This window comes from Nitrosospira sp. Nsp11 (assembly GCF_900142705.1).
Classification (GTDB): domain Bacteria; phylum Pseudomonadota; class Gammaproteobacteria; order Burkholderiales; family Nitrosomonadaceae; genus Nitrosospira.
On sequence record NZ_FRBV01000001.1, the window covers coordinates 1 to 20,222 of the forward strand.

Consider the following 20,222-nt stretch of genomic DNA (forward strand, 5'->3'; position numbering starts at 1 on the left):
TTGCATCTGTCTGGCATGGGCATAGCGTCCATGCTTGGCCAGGGCAACTTTGGATAAGCGTCGATAGCTTTGACGAAGCTCGATACCCATGCCTTGGGCCATTCTCACCAGTGCACTTCGGGCTTTGTGGTAGAGCCTGGCATCTGTCGGAAATGCGATGGCTTTGTCTTGTACGGTGGTGTCTACATTCACCACTGCAAACGAGGTGAGGGATACGGCTTGGGTGGCAAGTCCTGTCCGGACGGTGAGGCCAAGCATGAATTCGCAACCCGCCTCGCCAATCCGATGCCGAAACCGGGTCATTTGGCTGGGGTCTATCGGCAGGGTGTGGCGGAAGTATTCTTCCCCGCAGAGGTGTTGCCAGTAGGGGTTCTCTACCCAGCGTGCCACAACGGTTTCGTCCGATTCGTTGAAGGTGTGTTTGAGATAGTGCAATCCAACCATGAGCCGGATGGGGATGCCGGGGCGGCCTTCCTCTGCGTACAGCCCACCAAAGCGGGTTTCTACTGTATTCCAGTCAATCTTGTCCGCTAACCGGTACAAGGCGTGACGTTGGTCCAGTATCTGCTCCAACCGCAGGCGAAACAGGTCGTCGCAGGTACTCGTCTCTTGCTTTTTAGGCTTCATGAATTCACCAGAAATCAGAGGGAAATAACGCCAATTCTGGCAATTTCCTCAGACCTTGTATACCCCTCAACGTTAATATCTGCAAGGCTTACGGACGTATTTCAGGGACGACTACTTAACGTGTTTCAATACTAGATCGGTGGGGTCAGTGCAGCGTAATCAACCGTTATCAGGTCAGCCAATTATTATCAGATCAGATTAGGCCGCCAAAGCACCACTTCTGGATGAGTGATCCGGCAAAAATATACCGGTATCAGGGAAGCAGCGAAAACGTCTTTGCTCTACCTCCAACGGGCTGGTTTAAACGTTCCCTATAAGTCTACTGGGGGCGATTTCGCCCCCCGCGGTTATTTTCCCCAATCCTAGAAAACGTTTAGCTTGGTCGTATAATCGAATCTTTTGTCCCTCAGATAAAAGATCCTGCGAGAAATAGTTGCAGATCACCCGTCCTTGAAGCAAGGATGCCGCCGCCGCAGCATCCAGTGTAGCGGTCGCCAAGTCCCGCATGAAAATATCGACCGGAAGCAGACAACAGTCTCGCTGCGGCAGCGGCATAGCTTCAAGCGCATCCAGCGTATAAGCTTGCGATAAGTCAAAATTATCAACAATGCTTCGGCGCAAGCGGGTGAGATATGCCCCACCGCATCCGAGCGCCTTGCCTATATCTTCAGCCAGTGTGCGGATGTAAGTACCCGAACCGCATTTGACCAGGATGCGTAAATCATTCCCCTCGATGGCCTCGATATGCAAATCATGAATGATGGCTTCACGTGGTTGCCGCTCGATTTCCAATCCTTCCCTTGCGTAAGCATACATGGGTTTCCCTTGATGTTTCAGGGCACTATACATCGGCGGCACCTGCATGATCGTGCCGGTAAACCTTTTCAGCACTGCCTCGATCTGCTGCGGCGCCAACTGCAAATCCCCGGGTTCTATTTCGCTTGCAACTGAAATTTCACCTTCGGCATCGCCGGTTGTACTGATATAGCCCAGCCTCAGCGTCGCGTCGTAGGTCTTGTTCGCCCCAAGCAATGCCGACGAAAACTTTGTAGCCTCCCCGAAGCAAATGGGCAACAGCCCGGTTGCCATCGGATCAAGCGTGCCTGTGTGACCGGCCTTACGCGCTGCAAAGATGCGTTTGGCTATCTGCAACGCTTGATTGGACGAAATGTGCGCTGGCTTGTCGAGCAGCAGGACGCCGCTGATGTGACGTTTGACGCGTATGGGCTTTAGAACACGATTTAGTATCAATAGAAGTGACCTAAACCTGATCGGGCACAGATCAGGTATCGTCCGGTTCGTTTGCCGGCGCTTCTTGCGCTACGGCTTCATCTATCAGTTGGGATAAACGCACACCGCGCTCGACCGACTCATCATAAATGAAATGGAGTTGCGGGATTACTCTAAGCTTTAATCGATGCATCAGATGGTTGCGTAAAAATCCAGTTGCGTTCTCCAATCCTTTACCGGTTAGAAAATTGTCACTTTCGCTACGCAACGTGGTGTAAAAGACTTTGGCATGCGCGTAATCCTGACTCACCTCGACACCGGTCAAGGTGATCATGCCAATACGCGGATCGTTGAGGTCATTGCGAATCAAGTCGGCGAGTTCACGCTGAATCTGGTCGGCTATCCGCAGCGAGCGGGAATAATCTTTAGGCATGATGATCCCATCCGGTGCGGCAGTTACAAGCTACGCGCAACTTCGACGATTTCGTATGTTTCCAGTTGATCCCCCACCTGGATGTCATTAAAGTTTTTCAGTGATAAACCGCATTCAAAACCCGCTCTCACCTCTTTCACGTCGTCCTTGAAACGCTTCAGCGAGTCGAGCTCGCCGGTGTGGATGAGTTCGCCATTGCGTATCAGCCTGGTTAGCGACCCGCGCTTGATGACGCCTTCCAGCACCAGGCAGCCGGCCACCGCGCCCACTTTAGAGATGCGAAATACTTGGCGTATCTCTACCAGACCCGTAACGTTCTCCTTGCGGTCGGGGGTCATCATGCCCGATAACGCTGCCCTGATTTCGTCAACAGCTTCGTAAATAATACCGTAGTAACGCACATCTACTCCGGTAGAACCGATGAGCTTGCGCGCAACTGTATCCGCGCGGCTATTGAAGCCAATCACAACGGCTTTGGACGCGAGCGCCAGATTGATGTCGGATTCGGTAATCGCCCCCACCCCGCTGTGGATAATATTAACTCTGACCTCGTCGGTGGAAAGCCCTTGCAGTGCATGCGTCAGCGCTTCGTAAGAACCCTGCACATCGGCTTTGATGATAAGCGCGAGTACTTTGACCTCACCCTTCTGCTCAAATACATTTTCCAGCTTGGCCGCCTGTTGTCTGGCAAGCTTTACGTCGCGGAATTTGCCTTGGCGGAAAAGCGCGATTTCGCGAGCTTTGCGCTCATCCGTTAACACCACTACGGTTTCGCCAGCAACAGGAACTTCTGACAAGCCTTGAATTTCCACCGGAATGGAAGGTCCGGCCTGGTCCACCGGCCGGCCGTTTTCGTCGAGCATTGCGCGCACTCGGCCAAACACTGCGCCTGCCAGCAATATATCACCACGCTTTAAAGTTCCCGATTGAACGAGTATTGTCGCCACCGGGCCACGGCCTTTATCCAGGCGCGACTCGATGACGATACCTTTCGCAGGCCCATCCGTTACGGCCCTGAGTTCCAGGACTTCAGCCTGGAGCAGTACGCTTTCGAGCAATGAATCGATGCCTTGGCCAGTCTTGGCGGAAACTTCAACGAACATCGTATCGCCACCCCAATCTTCCGGTACGACCCCCTGCGTTACCAGTTCTTGCCTGATACGTTCAGGATTGGCATCAGGTTTATCTACTTTTGTTATTCCTACCACGATCGGCACTTTGGCGGCCTTGGCATGATGTACCGCCTCGATTGTTTGAGGCATTACGCCATCATCAGCCGCCACGACCAATATAACCAGATCGGTAACTTTTGCGCCCCGGGCGCGCATCGCGGTAAAAGCTTCATGGCCGGGCGTATCCAGAAACGTGACCATGCCTCTTTGAGTTTCCACATGATAGGCGCCAATGTGCTGAGTAATGCCGCCAGCTTCTCCGCTTGCCACACGTGTACGACGTATGTAATCAAGAAGCGAAGTCTTGCCGTGATCAACGTGGCCCATAACGGTAACTACCGGCGCACGTGGCTCTGTCTTCATTCCCGCTCCGGGTAGTTCCGTGTCCGCAAGAAAGGCTTCAGGGCTATCCAGGGCCGCATATTTGGCGACATGGCCCAGTTCTTCCACCACGATCATGGCAGTTTCCTGGTCTAGCATCTGATTGATAGTTACCATGTTCCCCATTTTCATCAAGGTCTTGATAACTTCGGCGGCTTTAATTGACATCTTCTGTGCGAGCGCCCCGACGGAAATGGTCTCAGGCACCATTACCTCATGGACAATCGGTTCGGTGGGTACGGAGAAGCTATGAGCGCCCTGATCTTCCGTAGTAGCTTTACCGTGTCTATCTCTGCGCGTACGCCAACCCTTGACGCTGGACAAATCGCTTCGCGTCTTGAGTCCTCCACGTTTCTCGACCCTGTCATCTTTCCAGACCACTTGCTTGGTCTGCTTCTTTTTCTTCTCGGCCTTCGCCGCCTTCTCTTCCGGCTTGACTACCGGCTTATGCAATGTTCCCTCGGTTGGAGCAGGCTGGGCCGCCTCAACCGTAGGCGCCACAGTTGGGGTACCGACAGACGCAGCGGGTACGGGTTCAGGAGTAGCCGCGGGTTCGCCCGGGGTTGCGGCTGCCGGCTCAACTTCCTCGATGCTAGCTGCCGGCTTTTGCCGTTGTTTTTTTTCCCTCAGTTCCGCAGTCTGCCGTGCAATCAATTCAGCCTGTGTTCTTGCTTCCTCTTGCCGCAACGCCTGCTGTGCCGCATCAACCACCGGCGTGAGAATCGGCGCAGTAGTCGCAGGCGGAACGAAAGTTGCGGCTGGCTCCGCCGCCTTTGTCTCGGTCGTTAAGTCGCCCTTTACGAATACACGCTTCTTGCGCACCTCCACCTGGATGCTCCGGGCCTTGCCGGTGCTATCCGACTTCTTGATCTCGGAAGTCTGCCGACGCGGAAGAGAAATCTTGCCCTTTTCCTCGTTGGCACCGTGGATTTTGCGCAAATAGTCGAGAAGCTGGGTTTTATCGCTTTCGGTCAGACTATCTTCAGTCAGATGCTTGCGGATACCAGCGGCCCGGAGTTGCTCCAGCAGCACTGCAGGAAGCACACCCAGTTCACTAGCGAATTGTTCTACGTTCATTTGAGACATTGATAACCTTTAATAACCTATGCCCTATCTGCCGAGGCAAACCACGGCGCGCGCGCCGCCATAATCAACTGCCTGGCTCGTTCAGCATCCATCTCGACCATTTCAATCAGGTCATCCACAGCCAGATCGGCAAGATCCTCTTGAGTATTCACTCCTTTGGCCGCCAATTCACGCGCTGTCTGGCTATCCATACCTTCCAGCGAAAGCAGGTCTTCTGCTATATTCTCCACTTTTTCCTCGCTGAAGATCGCCTCCGTCAAAAGAGCGTTACGAGCTCGAGTGCGGAGCTCATTGACCGTCTGCTCGTCAAATGCCTCGATTTCCAGCATTTCGTTGAGCGGCACATAAGCGACCTCTTCCAGCGTGGTAAAACCTTCCTGCACGAGAATATCAGCCACTTCCTCATCCACATCAAGTTTTTCCATGAAGAGGTGCCGGAGTACGGAAAATTCCTCTTCATTTTTTGCCTGTGACTCTTCCATCGTCATGATGTTGAGTTCCCAGCCCGTCAACTCAGACGCAAGCCGCACATTCTGACCTCCACGTCCAATAGCCTGGGCAAGGTTATCCTCATCCACCACAATGTCCATGCTGTGCTTTTCCTCATCCACCAGAATGCTGCTGATTTCGGCGGGCGCCAGCGCATTGATCACGAAGGTAGCGGGATCGTCGGACCATAAAATGATGTCCACCCTTTCTCCCGCCAACTCTCCTGTCACCGCCTGCACCCTCGAACCCCGCATACCTACGCAGGTACCGATCGGGTCAACGCGCTGATCGTGAGATTTGACCGCAATCTTGGCACGTGAACCTGGGTCCCTGGCTGCAACTTTGATCTCTAGCAGACCTTCCTCAATTTCCGGCACTTCCAGTTCAAACAGTTTTACAAGAAACTCCGGTGCAATCCGTGACAATATCAACTGCGGACCGCGAGCGGTCCGGTCTATCTTGTATAAATAGGCACGCACTCTATCGCCGACACGCAGATTTTCCTTCGGGATCATCTGATCGCGGGGCAGCGCCGCCTCAACCCTGCCGGACTCGATGATCGCGTTGCCGCGTTCCATCCGCTTGATGGTCCCGGTAACCATGTATTCTTTACGTTCCAGAAAATCGCTCAGGATCTGCTCGCGCTCGGCGTCGCGAATTTTCTGGAATATCACCTGCTTCGCAGCTTGAGCGCCGATACGACCAAACTCCACCGGCTCCAATACTTCCTCGACGAATTCATCCAATTGGATTTCAGGATTGCGCTGCAATGCTTCGCTCAACGGAATTTGACGGGCAGGCTCTTCCACGGCATCGTCCGCCACTACCTGCCAGCGGCGTAATGACTGATAATCGCCTGTCTGGTGATCAATCGACACGCGCACATCAGCGTCTTCGTGAAAACGCTTTTTTGTCGCGGATGCCAGCGCCAATTCAAGCGCGATAAAAACAATGTCTTTCTCGACATTCTTTTCGCGCGCCAGCGCATCCACCAAAAGTAAAACTTCGCGCGTCATGTTACCTCCAGCCAATCTCTCTCGAATAATTACAATTTTGGAACCAGACGAACCTTCTCAAGATTGTTTAGATCCAGATCAAGCATTTTTCCGTCCACTTCCAGCTTTAATACCCCGTCGTTCACTTCACGCAAAATTCCGACGAAATTTCTTTGACCCTGTAACGCCACACGTAGCCTCAGTTTAACCGACTCACCCGCAAAGCGGATGAAATCAGCGGCCTTTTTCAGCGGCCTGTCCAAGCCGGGCGATGAAATTTCCAGCCGATCGTAATCGATGTTCTCAACCGCGAGCAAGCGGCTCAGATGATTGCTGACGGCCCCGCAATCATCTACGGTAATACCGTCGGGTTTGTCAATAAACACACGCAACATCTTCCCTCGCGCAGACCGCTCCACGTCGACGAGCTCATAGCCCAGCCCGGTCAAGGTCGATTCGAGCAATTCATACAGATCCATAGTGCCGGCACAAACAAAAAATGGGCTAGAAAGAGCCCATAGTCATTGCTATTTTAGCAAAATTTTATACTTAATGAAATAGACCCCTGTTGAATTATAACTGGTTGCCCAGGGAATATCTGTTTCCGTTTAGCGCTAATTCAGCGGTTCGGTACATATTATGAATTTATGAATGATACAATTTCACCGATCTCCCAAATAAAAACTCATCGGAGGCGTCCCGTGGCCGCAATCAAATCCATTCTGCATGAAACGCGCATTTTTCCACCGGACCCGGTGTTTGTTAAACAAGCTAATGTGGCGGGCATTGAAGCTTATCACGCCCTCTGCGCCGAAGCTGAAAAAGACCTTCCTGCATTTTGGGGCAAACTGGCACGCGAACACATATTGTGGCACAAACCGTTCACCCGCGTATTGGATGAAACGAACCATCCTTTCTTCAAATGGTTTGATGACGGCGAGCTGAACGTTTCGTTCAACTGCCTGGACCGGCACTTGGCAACCCAGCCAGACAAAATCGCGATTATTTTCGAAGCGGATGACGGCTCAATCACCCGTTCCACATACCGTGATCTTCATCGTCGCGTTTGCCGGTTTGCCAATGGTCTGCGATCTCTTGGCATCAGGAAAGGCGATCGTGTCATTATCTACATGCCGATGAGTATCGAAGCCGTAGTGGCGATGCAGGGCTGTGCCCGCATTGGTGCGACTCATTCGGTGGTATTTGGCGGCTTCTCCTCCAAAAGCATTCATGAGCGTATTCTTGATGCAGGTGCAGTGGCTGTCATTACCGCCGACGAGCAACGGCGAGGCGGCAAAGTCAACCATTTGAAAGCCGCAGTGGACGCAGCGCTCGCCATGGGTAAAACCGAGTCCGTGAAATCAGTCATTGTATATAAGCGCAGTGACGACAACCTGCAATTGCAGGCACGCGACATCTGGTGGCACGAATTGATCAGGGACCAGAGCGACACCTGCGAGCCCGAATGGGTCAATGCCGAGCACGCGCTATTCACGCTCTATACCTCTGGCTCCACCGGCAAACCAAAAGGTGTGCAGCACTCTTCAGCGGGTTACCTGCTGGGCGCGATCACAAGCATGGAATGGATTTTCGATTACAAACCCACCGATATTTTCTGGTGTACCGCCGATGTGGGCTGGGTTACAGGACATAGCTACGTTACCTACGGTCCGCTGGCAGTGGGCGCCACCCAGGTCATCTTCGAGGGAGTTCCCACTTATCCCGACGCCGGTCGCTTCTGGAAAATAATTCAGGACCATAAAGTCACCTCATTTTATACGGCGCCCACTGCGATCCGGTCGCTTATCAAACTGGGGCCCGAGTTGCCCGGAAAATATGATCTTTCCTCTTTGCGCCTGCTCGGTTCGGTAGGTGAGCCGATCAACCCGGAAGCGTGGATGTGGTATTACACTGTTGTCGGCCAGTCCCGCTGCCCGGTTGTGGACACTTGGTGGCAGACCGAAACGGGCTGCCATATGATTGCCCCCATGCCCGGCGCGGTGTCGCTCAAGCCCGGCTCCTGCACGCTGCCCTTGCCCGGCATCATGGCAGCCATTGTGGACGAGGCAGGTCACGACCTGCCTAACGGCAAGGGCGGTTTTCTTGTCATCAAACGCCCGTTTCCGCCGCAGGCACGTACTTTATGGGGCGACCCGGAGCGCTTCAAGCAAACCTATTTTCCCGAAGAACTTGGCGGTAAGTACTATTTGGCGGGCGATTCCGCCAACCGTGACATGGATGGCTATTTCTGGATAATGGGGCGCACTGACGATGTGTTGAACGTTGCCGGTCACCGTTTAGGCACTATGGAAATCGAATCCGCACTGGTGGCCAGCCCCCTTGTCGCAGAAGCTGCGGTGGTGGGGAAACCCGATGAAATCAGGGGCGAAGCCATTGTCGCATTCGTGGTGCTCAAGGGCGAGCGCCCGGAGGGCGAGAATGCCCGCAATATTGCAATGGAATTGCGTGACTGGGTATCGAAAGAAATCGGTCCTATTGCCAAACCCGATGAAATCCGCTTCGGCGATAATCTCCCGAAAACCCGTTCAGGCAAAATCATGCGGCGTTTGCTGCGCACGCTGGCTATAGGTGAGGAAATAACCCAGGATGTTTCTACGCTGGAAAACCCCGCGATACTTGAACAATTGAAACAACCCATAGCATAGCAAGGGTTTGGTTTTGGATAGCTTACCGATACAATTAACTTGACGAATAATCGCCTTCATACCCAAGCAGAAGCATCAACTGATACTCCGACGCTGCCCGTCCGCGTGCCTCAGTTCATCGACTACGCTAATGGTATTAGCGCTATCGACGCGGGCTATCTCCGCACGGGACTGGCTGCGATTCACCTGATTGTCGAAGCAGGAAAAGCGGCGCTGGTGGATACGGGAACATCATCTTCCGTAGCCGGCCTGATGGAAATCCTGCACAAAAAGAATATCGACCCTGCGGACGTAGCGTACGTTTTCCTGACCCATATACATCTGGATCACGCTGGGGGCGCGGGCGAATTCATGCATCGCTTTCCCAATGCGAAACTGGTGGTGCATCCCCGCGGTGCGCGACACATGGCCGACCCCGCCAGGCTGGTTGCAAGCGCAACGGAAGTGTATGGCGAAGCGGAATTCAAACGTGTCTATGGGGTTATCCGTCCAGTGGAGGCAAATCGCATCATTGAGGCACCCGATGGATTCAGCCTGGATTTCAACGGCAGGCCATTACTTTTTCTTGACACGCCAGGCCACGCACGTCATCACTACTCCATCTTCGATAAGCAAAGCCAGTCTTTTTTTACCGGCGACACGTTCGGCATCTCCTATCGCGAATTCGACGTGGACGGCATGGAGTTCGTATTTCCGACCACTACGCCGGTGCAGTTCGATCCGATAGCCGCGCATGCCTCGTTGCACCGGATCATGAGTTACCACCCTTCTTATGCTTTTCTTACACACTACGGCCGCATCGGCCATTTGCCGCGCCATGCGGCCGAGATGCACGATTTGATCGATGCCCACGTGTCGATAGGCAGGAAACTGCACAGCGCTCCCAACAGGCATTCCGCACTAGTAGAGGAACTTGGAGAGTTGCTGTTGCAGCGAGTTATCGCACACGGCTGCAGATTGCCGGGGGAAGAAATTCGCTCTCTGTTAAGCCTGGATGTCGGGCTTAATGCACAGGGGCTGGAACACTGGCTGGATCATGCCGGAGGAAGTTGAAGCCGATACAGTATCGCAAGCAAAGCCATAGGGATGCCAAGGCAAAGGAAATCCGGAAATCTGAAGCTGAACATTTCATCGAACCGATTCCATCTGTCTTACTCTCTCAAAAAAACATATTGCCGCCGCTGCCGCCACGTTCAGTGATTCCGTTCCACCGGGCATAGGAATGCTGATTTCGTCAGTGATTACTTGCAGCACCGCATCAGACAAGCCCACGCCCTCGTTACCGAACACCAACGCGATCGGCCCGGTCAATTCGGTCTGGTAGAGACTGTTTTTCGCTCTCAGGTTAGTGGCGATTACTTTACCGCCAAACGCACGCGCCACTTCCGCCAGATTGGATTGTTCGTGAATATGCAGTAAAAAGTGCGCGCCCATCGCGGCGCGCAGCGTCTTGGGCGACCACGCATCCGTACAATCATTGGATAAGTAAATATCCGTTGCTCCCGCGGCAGCGGCAGACCGCAGTATGGAACCAACGTTTCCAGCGTCTTGCATGGCTTCGAGCAACACGCAAAAACTTTCATTTCCTCCGCCCTCGTTTTCATCCCTTACAGGTTTATGTATGAGGATGGTTTCGGCCGAGGGGATGCGTGCCAGCGCCATGATACCGGTCGGAGTCTTGACTGGAGAAATCTCGCGAAACAGCGAATCGCTCAGCATAACAAGGCTCAAACCTTCCCTGGGTTTCCATTTCTCCAGCAAGCGTTTTATTTCCGCGCTTTTCCTGCCTGACTCGCTCATGATGAGGGCTTCCGGCTGCCCCAGTGCGATATGATAGGCGGCGACCAGATGTATGCCATCGAGCAGTGTCAAGCCGGTTGCTCTGCGCTGTTGCGCAGACCCGGCCAGCTTGATCATTTTTTTAAAGAATGGATTGTCGCGGGAACTGATAAATTTCATGGCTGGACGCAAGTAACTTCAGCGGCTATCTGTATCAGCTGCCCTTATCTCAGCCTCATCCGCTTGTCCGAATGGTTCCATCGGAATCATCTGGTATCTGACTTCCAGAATTTCCAGTTCTTCAGTCCCACCCGGCGCGTGCAATGTCACCACGTCCCCTTCCCGCGCCTTGATCAATGCGCGTGCCATGGGTGAAATCCAGCTGATGTAGGCTTTGGACGTATCGATCTCATCAACACCTACGATAGCAACTGTTTTTTCGTCGCCTTTCTCATTGGCGAATGTAACGGTTGCGCCGAAAAAAATACGGGTTTCGTCATCTCTGGGGGCGGCCGGATCCACAATTTCTGCCATATCCAGGCGTTTGGTCAGAAAACGTATACGCCGGTCGATTTCGCGCAGGCGCTTTTTTCCATAGATATAGTCGGCATTCTCCGAACGGTCGCCATTGCTGGCAGCCCATGATACTGTAGCGGTCACATGGGGACGCTCTTTATTCATCAGCCATTGAAACTCGTCCATCAGCCGTGCATGGCCTCCGGGGGTGATGTAGTTTCTGCTGCCGGCCGGTAAAGAGGATGTGGTGTGGATAACCTCCTCTTCAAGGTCATCAGCGGGTTCTGTTTCCTTGGTAAACGCTTTGCTCATATGCTGATGTTGCGCCAGAAAATATTGAAATTCAGATATTGATATTTTAAAAAAGCTGACCTTCAGGTTCAGGCCCACTATTATTAGATCGTTACAGCGCCGTAATGATATCCGCTCTCAAGTAAACCAGCTTATCCTGGCTACTCAATATATGAATAACAGCGCGTCTGTCTGGCACCGTCTTGCTGCAGCGCCGCATCATGCCATGTTTCTGGCGGGAGCTCTGCAAGGTGTGTTCACATTGTTGTGGTGGGTACTCGATCTCATGGGGCGTCACGATATTGCCGGGGCTCCATTGGAATGGAGTATAGCGCCGATCTGGGCTCACGCCTTTTTGATGATCTACGGTTTTTTCTCGTTCTTTATCCTGGGTTTTTTATTTACCACTTTTCCCAGTTGGATGAATGGAGAAAAAATTCAGCCACGGCACTTTGTCACCTCCTGCTTGCTGATGGTTGCGGGCGTCACACTCTTTTATCTCGGCCTGGCGACTGAAAAACTGATCGCTACCGCAGGCGTGGCGGCGTTGCTGGCAGGATTCAGTATAGCGATTTACGCGCTGCTGCGTGTTCTCCTCAAAGCAAAGGATAAGGATAGGCGCCATGCAAACGCAGCCAGCGCAGCACTCATATCCGGATGGCTGGGGATAGCCGCTTACCTGCTATGGTTGCTGACCGAAAATTCCCTAATGCTGGATTTCTCACGCAATGCCGGAATCTGGTTTTTTCTGCTGCCGGTTGTCATGACGGTGAGCCACCGCATGATCCCGTTTTTCTCGAGCCGGGTGCTGGAGGATTATGTCCTGGTAAGACCCTACTGGATACTCTGGCTGATGCTCACGTTTTCCGCTGCGCACGGCATATTGCAATTATGGAAAAACGCATTTCCCTATCTGTGGCTGTTCGACTTGCCCTTGGCCGCTTGCGCCGTATACTTGTCTTTTACCTGGGGGTTATTGCGCAGCTTCAGGGTCCACCTTCTCGCTGTGCTGCATATCGCTTTTGCGTGGCTCGGGCTTTCCATGCTGCTATATGGAACGCAAAGTCTGGTGTTTTTTATGAGCGGCGGCGAATTATTGGTATTTGGCCTCGCACCGCTGCATGCGCTGGCAATCGGATACTTCGCCAATATGGTGCTGGGCATGGCTTCGCGCGTCACGCTAGGGCATTCGGGAAACGCGCTGGTGCTGGATAAATTTACCCGGCTGCTGTTTATCGGGTTTCAAATCGCGGTTTTGCTGCGGATATTTCCCGATCTTTTGCCTGACGCTTTCGGTACGGCCACCATGACCCTATACCTGTTGGCAGGTCTGTCCTGGCTGATCTGCTTCACACTCTGGGCCGTTCGCTATGCTCCCCTCTACTGGCGACCGAGGATTGACGGCAAACCGGACTGACCGTTATTTTCATGGCAACGACTCATGACAACCACGTCAGCGGGGCAACGCAGTCATTAATTGTTTCTGGCAATACGCTGCGCTTCTTGCGTAGCACCCAGCAGTCCGATTTTTGGATTCATCACCACATGCACAGGGATATCCTCCATCAATGAGGAAAAACGTCCTTTGTCACGAAACGCTTTCATGAAACGGCCTTCTCTCAGCTTATCGATAATTCTGGGGGCAATGCCGCCCGCCACATACACACCATTACGACACAGCCCCGCCAGCGCCAGATTCCCTGCATAAGCACCATAAATCTCAACAAATAAATCCATCGCCCTGATCGCAATGGGGTGCTTGTGGTTGAAAGCAAGGTCTGCCACTTGCGCGGCGCCATCAGGCTTCAGCCGCACCTGCACAAGCGCTGGCGTGTTATTACAGTCGGTTTGCAGAAAATTGAAAGTATTTGTCAATCCCGGTCCTGATAGTATCCGCTCGACCGATACATGGCCAAATTTCTTTCGCAAATATTGGAGCAAGCGATCCTGTAATTCATCCGCGGGAGCAAATTCCATGTGCCCTGCTTCACTGGACAGGGGTATATAGCGGCTGTCTTGCCAAATAAGCCACGCCACACCCATGCCTGTACCAGCGCCAAGCGTAACCCGAAGCTCCATGGCAGAGGGCTTCCCCGTCTGCAGCGTTACCAGGTCACTTTCGGGCAGGGTTTCAATACCCAATGCCACGGCCTTGAAATCGTTGATGAGTTTAACGACAGGAATGGAAAATTCTTTTGTGATAGCCGCGCTATCCATCACCCAGGGCAAGTTGGTGAGACTTGCCACCTGTTGCGTGATGGGCCCCGCCACCGCAAAGCAGGCGCTTGCGGGACTGGAGCCAATACCCAGCGTCATTGTCTCCCCCAAGAACTCCTTCAGCATATCGGAAAAACACGAGTATTCCTGACTGGCATAACGGCGTTCGCACCATACTTGGGCGTTGCCGTCCTTTAGTTCAGTTGCCTGTAGCAACACCTTGGTTCCGCCAATATCGCCGCTAATGTAATATCCGGTCACGATTTGCTCCAACGTGCGGCAGGGTCCTGACGATAAAACAGTGCCAACTGCTCATAAACCCGAGGAAAATGCAGTTTTACCTCCAAGGGTATTTCAAAGAATGCCTCGCTTATTACCGCGAAGAACTCTGCGGGATCTTCGGCCGCATAGGGATCCACTTCCATCGCCTCATCCGCATCGACGCGTCTGCAAAAAGCCGCATAAGCTTCACTGAAAGCTTCGCTCCATGCTTGCCGGCTCATGTCCGCATGCAATGGCGGAAATCCGTTGGCATCGCCATTCAGCATGTCGAGTTTATGCGCAAACTCGTGTATTACGACGTTATACCCCACCTCGGCGTCAGTAGTGGAAGCATCTTCCCAGGAAAGTATCAGGGGCCCGCCGAGCCAGGATTCTCCCGATACGGCCTCGGCCGCATGATGCACTACGCCATCTTCGTCCACATACTCATAATTGCGTATGAATTCGCCGGGATAAACGATAATTTCGACCCAGCCGTCGTAATAATCGAGGTCGAGATTCAGGATCAGAATGCAAGCCTGCGCTGCGATCAGCACGTGCATTTCATCGGTGACGATCAGCCCGTGCGCGCCACTTATCTGCTTTGCATGAAGAAACAGCGTGGCGTTTTCACGCAATCGCTCTAACTCATCCGCATCAAGGCCACGCAAAAATCTTAGATGCGTAACGGCCTGTTGCCAGATATCATCAGGTATAGATTCATTTTTAAGGATGCGGCGACGATACCAGGCTCTAAAGTTCGAAAGCATAGAGATTCGGAATCAACCATCGCCAGGTTCCAGCACAGGGGTTTCAACTTGGGGGACTTCCAATTCCACCGCGTCGATCCGGGCAAAGCGCTGGCTGATCTTGCGGCTCGAAACGTGTACCTCTTCCACATCCTGATTAGCCTGGCGGATATGATCGGCAAGCTTCTTCATGCGCTCGTCGAATCGCGCAAAATCCTTACCAAGCCTGGAGAGCTCGTCCTTGATGATATGCACCTGTTCGCGGGTTTCAATATCCTTAAGCACTGCGCGCGCAGTATTCAGCACCGCCATCAAGGTTGTCGGTGAGACTATCCATACCTGCTTCTGCATGGCGTAATCGACCACATCGTAGTGATAAGCATGGATTTCGGCAAAAACGGCCTCCGCCGGAACGAACATCACCGCGCCGTCACAGGTTTCCGGCGGCAGAATATATTTACTGGCGATATCGTCCACGTGCTTCTTCACGTCTGCCTTGAATTGCTTTTGAGCCAAGGCCCGACTGGCTTCATCCGCATGGCGGTCAAACATGCGATGAAAGTTTTCAAGGGGAAATTTTGAGTCCACCGCCACCATGCCGGTCGGGGGAGGAAGCCGCAACACGCAGTCGGCACGGCTACCGTTGGAAAGCGTGTGCTGCATTGTATAGGCAGCGGCAGGCAGAATATTGCGAACCAGCGCTTCCAGTTGCACCTCGCCGAATGCGCCGCGGGAACGCTTGTCACCCAAAAGTTCCTGCAGACTCACCATATTGGTGGTGAGGCTATCTATTTTTTTCTGCGCCTCATCAATAGTCGCAAGCCGCGTCATGACGCTGGTAAAAGTCTCGTTTGTCTTTTTGAACCCTTCGTCAAGACGCTCGGTAACATGGCCGCTGATCTGGTCCAATCGCGACTCTACCGTGCCGCGCAACTGCTCGGAAGTTTTACCGAGCGCCTCCGATAATCGGTCCCCCTGCTTCGCCAACCCCTCGTGCAGGTCCTTGAGCATGTCGCGGTGTTTGTCTTCCATCGACTTCGCCTGATGCCCCAACAGTTCGCGCACCATCGTCGAAAGCATGCTGAGCCTGATCACCAGAAAAGCCATGGTGACAAGCAATATGGCGGCGGAAGCAATAATCAGCAGGGTTCCGGGCATGATGTTGTAGAGTATACCGGAGAAAACAGGACAACTGGACATATGGAAAATACGACCAGGGCGCCACAGGAGAAATTCGCCTCATTGAAAGGCAATTCGGCATCTACAGCGCTTAATCAATCAGATCAGGGGCGCAGTTCTGGTTTGTCCTTTTTTGCAACAGAGCCAAATTTCTTAATGTCTCCGGCTCCAGAAGTCTGACTTAGGCCAACGGCATTCGTGCTGATAAAATTTATTGCGTGTTTCAAGGTAACTGTTGAAATGATTTGTTATATCAAGCTGGTAGGATGCAAATGCATCTATCGTATTTCGAGTCAAGTTATTTGCAATAAGACTAGCCGCTTGACACGCGGTGGAAATTGCAAAACCAATACCCATTGATGATATCGGGTCAAACGCGCTGACCGCATCGCCAACCGCGATAAAATTTTTGCACGATGAAAAATCCGTTATCTGTGACGCAGCATTGCGAACCCAAGGCTTATTTGAGCATATTGACGCGCCCTTAACCCGCATCTTGACGTGATTCGTTTGCTGTAACAGAGCTGCCCAGTTATCGCCTTGATGCAGTTGATGATGCGATACGATATCGGCATCGGAGAAAAAAGTTACCACAATCGTATTATTGGGTAATAAAGCACTATACCACCACCCCAGTTCGACTGCCTCAATTAAATATTCATGGGCAAGCATGGTTTGCGGGTCATGGTTAAAAAAAGTTCCTACGCCCACCAAATTATCCAGCTTCCTTGGGGCAGCGCCTAACCGTTTACATATGCTTGCGTTTCGGCCGGTTGCATCTACTAAAAACTTTGCCTCGACATAAAATACACCTTGCGTAGGATGCTTGAGTTGGATTCGCCAACCCCCATTATCAAGTCTATCAATTAATATACACCTGGTTCGTGGAAATATGCGTCCTCCTCGATGAACAACCTGTTCAACCAATTTAAAATCGAATCGTTCACGATCCAATTGAAAACTAGCCTGCTCGGTCGTGAATATTGAATCACGGCAATTGGGTCTATCACTGCCCCAATACGATGTACCACTGTAAGAGGGAATAAAACTTCCCTCGTCAAATTCGTCTTTGTCAATTATCAAATAATCCATCAGGCTGAAAATGCTCGCCGAAACCTGCTCTCCCACGCGAACCTGGTTGAAATCAGACTGCTCAACCAATATAACGTCAGAGCTTGAGTAATTAAGGAGAGCAAGTGCGACGGAGGCCCCAGCAGGGCCTCCGCCGAATATCAGCGCATCGGTTTGATGAACAGCGCTGTCCACCACCCGTTAACGCCTGCTGCGCGTACCGGAGCGAGGCATGCCTAAACCACCACTGGCAACTTCAATGGGTTTAAATGCGCGTTGTTCGAAAAACTCCACCATTTTTGCAGCACGCAGGCTCTTGGCTTTAATTACCTCTTTCTTTTTTTCGATATAAAAAACAGGAATCTGGGTCTCGTTGTCTTCTGGATTTCCGCTTATAAGGCCCACACCCACGTCTTTATAAGCGAACACCTCATGGTTGCGCTCTGTTTCTGTGAAGTATGGGAAGCCCGTATCTTGCGGGTTAGAATCCCGAATAAATGCCAATGCTGACCAATGCTCCACCATTTGCACAAACGTATTAATGCCGCGCGCGTAATTCATTTGCTGCCCTGCAGGCATATGAGATTTAGCCTGGCCTTCGGCGGTAAGATCGCCGGTTAATACATCCCAGGGGCTTTGTGGTGGCCACCAATACGTATAGTAGGTTGGTGGCATTGGTACTTTCTGCTCTGATTTATTCACGTTGGGGTCTGTAAAATTTACGTACTGAACCGTACACTGAAAAAAATCAGCTTGCCATGGGCACGCCATTCTTTTAGTTAAATCACCGGGCTCACAGCCATCCCCTTCGCACTCATCCCGCGAAGGTGACAGACCCGTTTGGTTGTATCCATTTTTACCTTTTTGATCCTCGATAACATAAGGCGCAGAGTAGATATTCTTGTTTTGTAAGCTCCAGGTCACTTCTATACCCGGGCACATCGGCAGCCCAACGCAATTACCCACGCCGGCTTCATCCATTACATCAACGTTGTAAGGCTTAAAAACAGGATCGCTTACAAAATTTCCATTGGCCCATTGGTTCAGTAAAAAATACTGGGTTTCGTTAAGCGCTAAAAATTTTTCTATGATGTCATTACTCACCGAATTACTGCCGGAGTTCAATGGCATTTGTGGAAAATGCCCTCCCACAGTTTCCTTAAACAATATTTGCTGCGGTTGATCGGAAGACGGGTTCTGCTTGTCGTCTGGCTGCCGAAAAAACGAGAAATAGTGGTGGCGATTGGCTTTATTCGCATCGCCGCTGTCAGAAAAGTCAAAAACATTGGATGAAAACGCCATCATGGATTGAACATTAGCCACCCATTGATAGCGCCCAATGCGTTGGATAATCGGCAATATGTCGCGCTGATAATTCGCGTGGAACGATTCACAAAAAGCGCCGTTGATGTACATCTCTGGAACCAGGTTAAAGTACCGAACGCCTACATCAAACATGGTGTCGCTCAGCGTAGAAATATTTACAATCTCCGGCGCGAAATCTGGTGAACCAACAATTACCCACGCCTGTAATTCTTGTGCGGGCGAACCGTCGTTAAAGGTGATTTTGCAATAAACCGGTCCATCCGCGATATCGTCGTGCCATGTGTCTGATCCACCATAACTGGTAAGAGGCGCATTGCCACCGGCGTTGCCGTATGCGCCTAAAACGATCAGGCGGCCTACATCGTCTGTGACCAAGTTGCCCAGTGTGGTTACGTGAGTACCGTAAAGAACGACTTCTGACGGGTACGTCGCCGGATAGCCGTCTGGTACAGAGCTTTTATCAAAACCAATCGTTTGACGCGCCCCCGACACGCTTCGCGGTCCTGGGTCCACAATCAGCTTTCTGCGATCATCATCTTTCACATTAGGGTTACGTAATGCGACGCCACGACTTTGATAACTATTATTTTCACCATAAAGCAAGTTTCCTTTTAATTCTGCATATTGGTACCAGGCGGCTTTTTTATTGGCCAAATGTACCGTCCACTCGATGGATTCGACATTAGCGGAATTCAATGTCAATTCGCTGCCATCAGCCTGATACACTTTAAAAGGCTGACCTTGCCTGCGTACCTGACCAACGTCATCTTTAAAATGGACAATAGTGCCTTGCTTATTGCCATATTGATCCGCTTCAAAAGGTAAACCACCGATCGATTCTGGTGATAGACAAAACTGACCTTTGCTACTCCCTAAACGTGCTACCCCAATCGAGGGGTGGATCTTGCATTGCATGACAGCATCTCCATTTTGTAATAAATGAATAAAACCACTCCATCAATAAAACCCCACTAGCTAGATCCAGCTAACGTGCCATTAGCCCAATTATGCTTTTCAACTTGCCCTGCTCTATGGTTGAATTTATTGGACGCTTCCCGAAGTGTTGAGGCTGGAGAGTGCTGTATTTGCCTCTGCCCCGATGCGGATTGAGATTCCCATGTTCGTTTCCTTTTGTCTTTTTGTTAATGTTCTTTATCTCCTGTCGCGGACGCTTGATCATTTTTTGACCTCAAGAGTTGATCGAGTCTAGTTGCTTTCCTTGAGCGCCAAATCGAGAATAAGAAGCAATAAACAGCTTCTGTTTGACCATTTGACCTGCTCACGGGAATTAAATAGAGAAGGCATTCGGATCGATCCTGGCCTGCGTGATGCACGCAGAAGCGGGCTTCATGGGCAAGCTTTGGAAAACGTTGTTGACTCAACAGATGACGAGCGGAGGGGTATGGGCAAAAAATAACGACAAGTGGCGATCGCATTGGATGCCGCAAAGGGTATCCAGAATGTGGTGCACCAATCAGGAACGAGACCGGAGTAACACCCTCTCCGAATGACTCGGCAAAGGATCAGATTTCACTTGAGAACACGGACATGGCTGCCTCATCGCGCCGGGATCTCGGCGAGCTTAAACCCCTCCGTAAGCGAATAATCCACTTATCAAAGGTGCTTATGCAAATTAGACCCCCACACTCCATTGTTATATAGGCCGTTGATAAAATGGAGGATTGGCGGGAACTCGAAAATTATCTCGCACGCGGCTTGAAGGATCGGATTATCGCGGCGGTGCTAGAAGCGGC

The 20,222-nt window shown here is 51.8% G+C and carries 16 protein-coding genes; 3 read left to right on the top strand and 13 right to left on the bottom strand.

What is annotated here, in order from left to right; genetic code table 11:
* The 6 genes from BUA28_RS15385 to rimP all read right to left on the bottom strand — a co-directional run.
* On the bottom strand, positions 1 to 627 hold a 627-nt coding region (locus BUA28_RS15385; RefSeq protein WP_143148395.1), incomplete at its 3' end, for a transposase.
* A gap of 300 nt (positions 628 to 927) precedes the next feature.
* Positions 928 to 1,878, bottom strand: a complete 951-nt coding sequence (truB, locus tag BUA28_RS00015) for a tRNA pseudouridine(55) synthase TruB (RefSeq protein ID WP_256598178.1) — start codon at positions 1,876 to 1,878, stop codon at positions 928 to 930.
* 31 nt (positions 1,879 to 1,909) lie between these two features.
* Entirely contained in the window at positions 1,910 to 2,290 is a 381-nt protein-coding gene (gene rbfA, locus BUA28_RS00020) for a 30S ribosome-binding factor RbfA (RefSeq protein ID WP_072766119.1), read from the bottom strand.
* 23 nt (positions 2,291 to 2,313) lie between these two features.
* Positions 2,314 to 4,929, bottom strand: coding sequence for a translation initiation factor IF-2 (gene infB / locus BUA28_RS00025; protein ID WP_072766120.1), 2,616 nt, complete (start codon positions 4,927 to 4,929; stop codon positions 2,314 to 2,316).
* Positions 4,930 to 4,946: 17 nt separating this feature from the next.
* Complete coding sequence (gene nusA / locus BUA28_RS00030; RefSeq protein ID WP_072766121.1) at positions 4,947 to 6,434, bottom strand: transcription termination factor NusA; 1,488 nt, start codon at positions 6,432 to 6,434, stop codon at positions 4,947 to 4,949.
* A gap of 29 nt (positions 6,435 to 6,463) precedes the next feature.
* Positions 6,464 to 6,892: a ribosome maturation factor RimP gene (rimP, locus tag BUA28_RS00035; protein WP_072766122.1), complete on the bottom strand. Its 429-nt coding sequence runs from the start codon at positions 6,890 to 6,892 to the stop codon at positions 6,464 to 6,466.
* Positions 6,893 to 7,114: 222 nt separating this feature from the next.
* Here rimP and acs point away from each other — a divergent pair, with 222 nt between their 5' ends.
* Both acs and BUA28_RS00045 read left to right on the top strand, forming a co-directional pair.
* Positions 7,115 to 9,079, top strand: a complete 1,965-nt coding sequence (acs, locus tag BUA28_RS00040; protein ID WP_072766123.1) for an acetate--CoA ligase — start codon at positions 7,115 to 7,117, stop codon at positions 9,077 to 9,079.
* A 105-nt stretch (positions 9,080 to 9,184) separates the two neighbouring features.
* Positions 9,185 to 10,132, top strand: a complete 948-nt coding sequence (locus tag BUA28_RS00045; RefSeq protein ID WP_256598180.1) for an MBL fold metallo-hydrolase — start codon at positions 9,185 to 9,187, stop codon at positions 10,130 to 10,132.
* Positions 10,133 to 10,207: 75 nt separating this feature from the next.
* On the opposite strand, the gene BUA28_RS00050 is transcribed toward BUA28_RS00045, so the two are convergent.
* Together BUA28_RS00050 and greB are read right to left on the bottom strand one after the other, a co-directional pair.
* On the bottom strand, positions 10,208 to 11,038 hold the full coding sequence (locus BUA28_RS00050) for a TrmH family RNA methyltransferase (RefSeq protein WP_072766124.1): 831 nt from the start codon (positions 11,036 to 11,038) through the stop codon (positions 10,208 to 10,210).
* Between the two features lie 18 nt (positions 11,039 to 11,056).
* Complete coding sequence (gene greB / locus BUA28_RS00055; RefSeq protein WP_072766633.1) at positions 11,057 to 11,686, bottom strand: transcription elongation factor GreB; 630 nt, start codon at positions 11,684 to 11,686, stop codon at positions 11,057 to 11,059.
* A 151-nt stretch (positions 11,687 to 11,837) separates the two neighbouring features.
* Between greB and BUA28_RS00060 the strand changes: the two genes are divergently transcribed.
* Complete coding sequence (locus BUA28_RS00060; protein WP_072766125.1) at positions 11,838 to 13,082, top strand: NnrS family protein; 1,245 nt, start codon at positions 11,838 to 11,840, stop codon at positions 13,080 to 13,082.
* A gap of 56 nt (positions 13,083 to 13,138) precedes the next feature.
* Here BUA28_RS00060 and glk read toward each other — a convergent pair whose 3' ends face one another.
* From glk to lodA, 5 genes are all read right to left on the bottom strand, one after another.
* Positions 13,139 to 14,143, bottom strand: a complete 1,005-nt coding sequence (glk, locus tag BUA28_RS00065; RefSeq protein ID WP_072766126.1) for a glucokinase — start codon at positions 14,141 to 14,143, stop codon at positions 13,139 to 13,141.
* Positions 14,140 to 14,913, bottom strand: coding sequence for a M90 family metallopeptidase (locus BUA28_RS00070; RefSeq protein ID WP_072766127.1), 774 nt, complete (start codon positions 14,911 to 14,913; stop codon positions 14,140 to 14,142). The genes glk and BUA28_RS00070 overlap by 4 nt, the downstream gene beginning before the upstream one ends.
* A 12-nt stretch (positions 14,914 to 14,925) precedes the next feature.
* A complete protein-coding gene (locus BUA28_RS00075) occupies positions 14,926 to 16,050 on the bottom strand; it encodes a DNA recombination protein RmuC (protein WP_072766634.1) in 1,125 nt (374 codons plus the stop codon).
* Between the two features lie 174 nt (positions 16,051 to 16,224).
* A complete protein-coding gene (gene lodB / locus BUA28_RS00080; protein ID WP_072766635.1) occupies positions 16,225 to 17,337 on the bottom strand; it encodes a lysine-epsilon-oxidase maturase LodB in 1,113 nt (370 codons plus the stop codon).
* A gap of 6 nt (positions 17,338 to 17,343) precedes the next feature.
* The gene (lodA, locus tag BUA28_RS00085; protein WP_072766128.1) at positions 17,344 to 19,383 is read right to left on the bottom strand and encodes a CTQ-dependent lysine 6-oxidase LodA; all 2,040 of its coding nucleotides are present in this window, start codon (positions 19,381 to 19,383) and stop codon (positions 17,344 to 17,346) included.
* Positions 19,384 to 20,222: the final 839 nt, after the last annotated feature.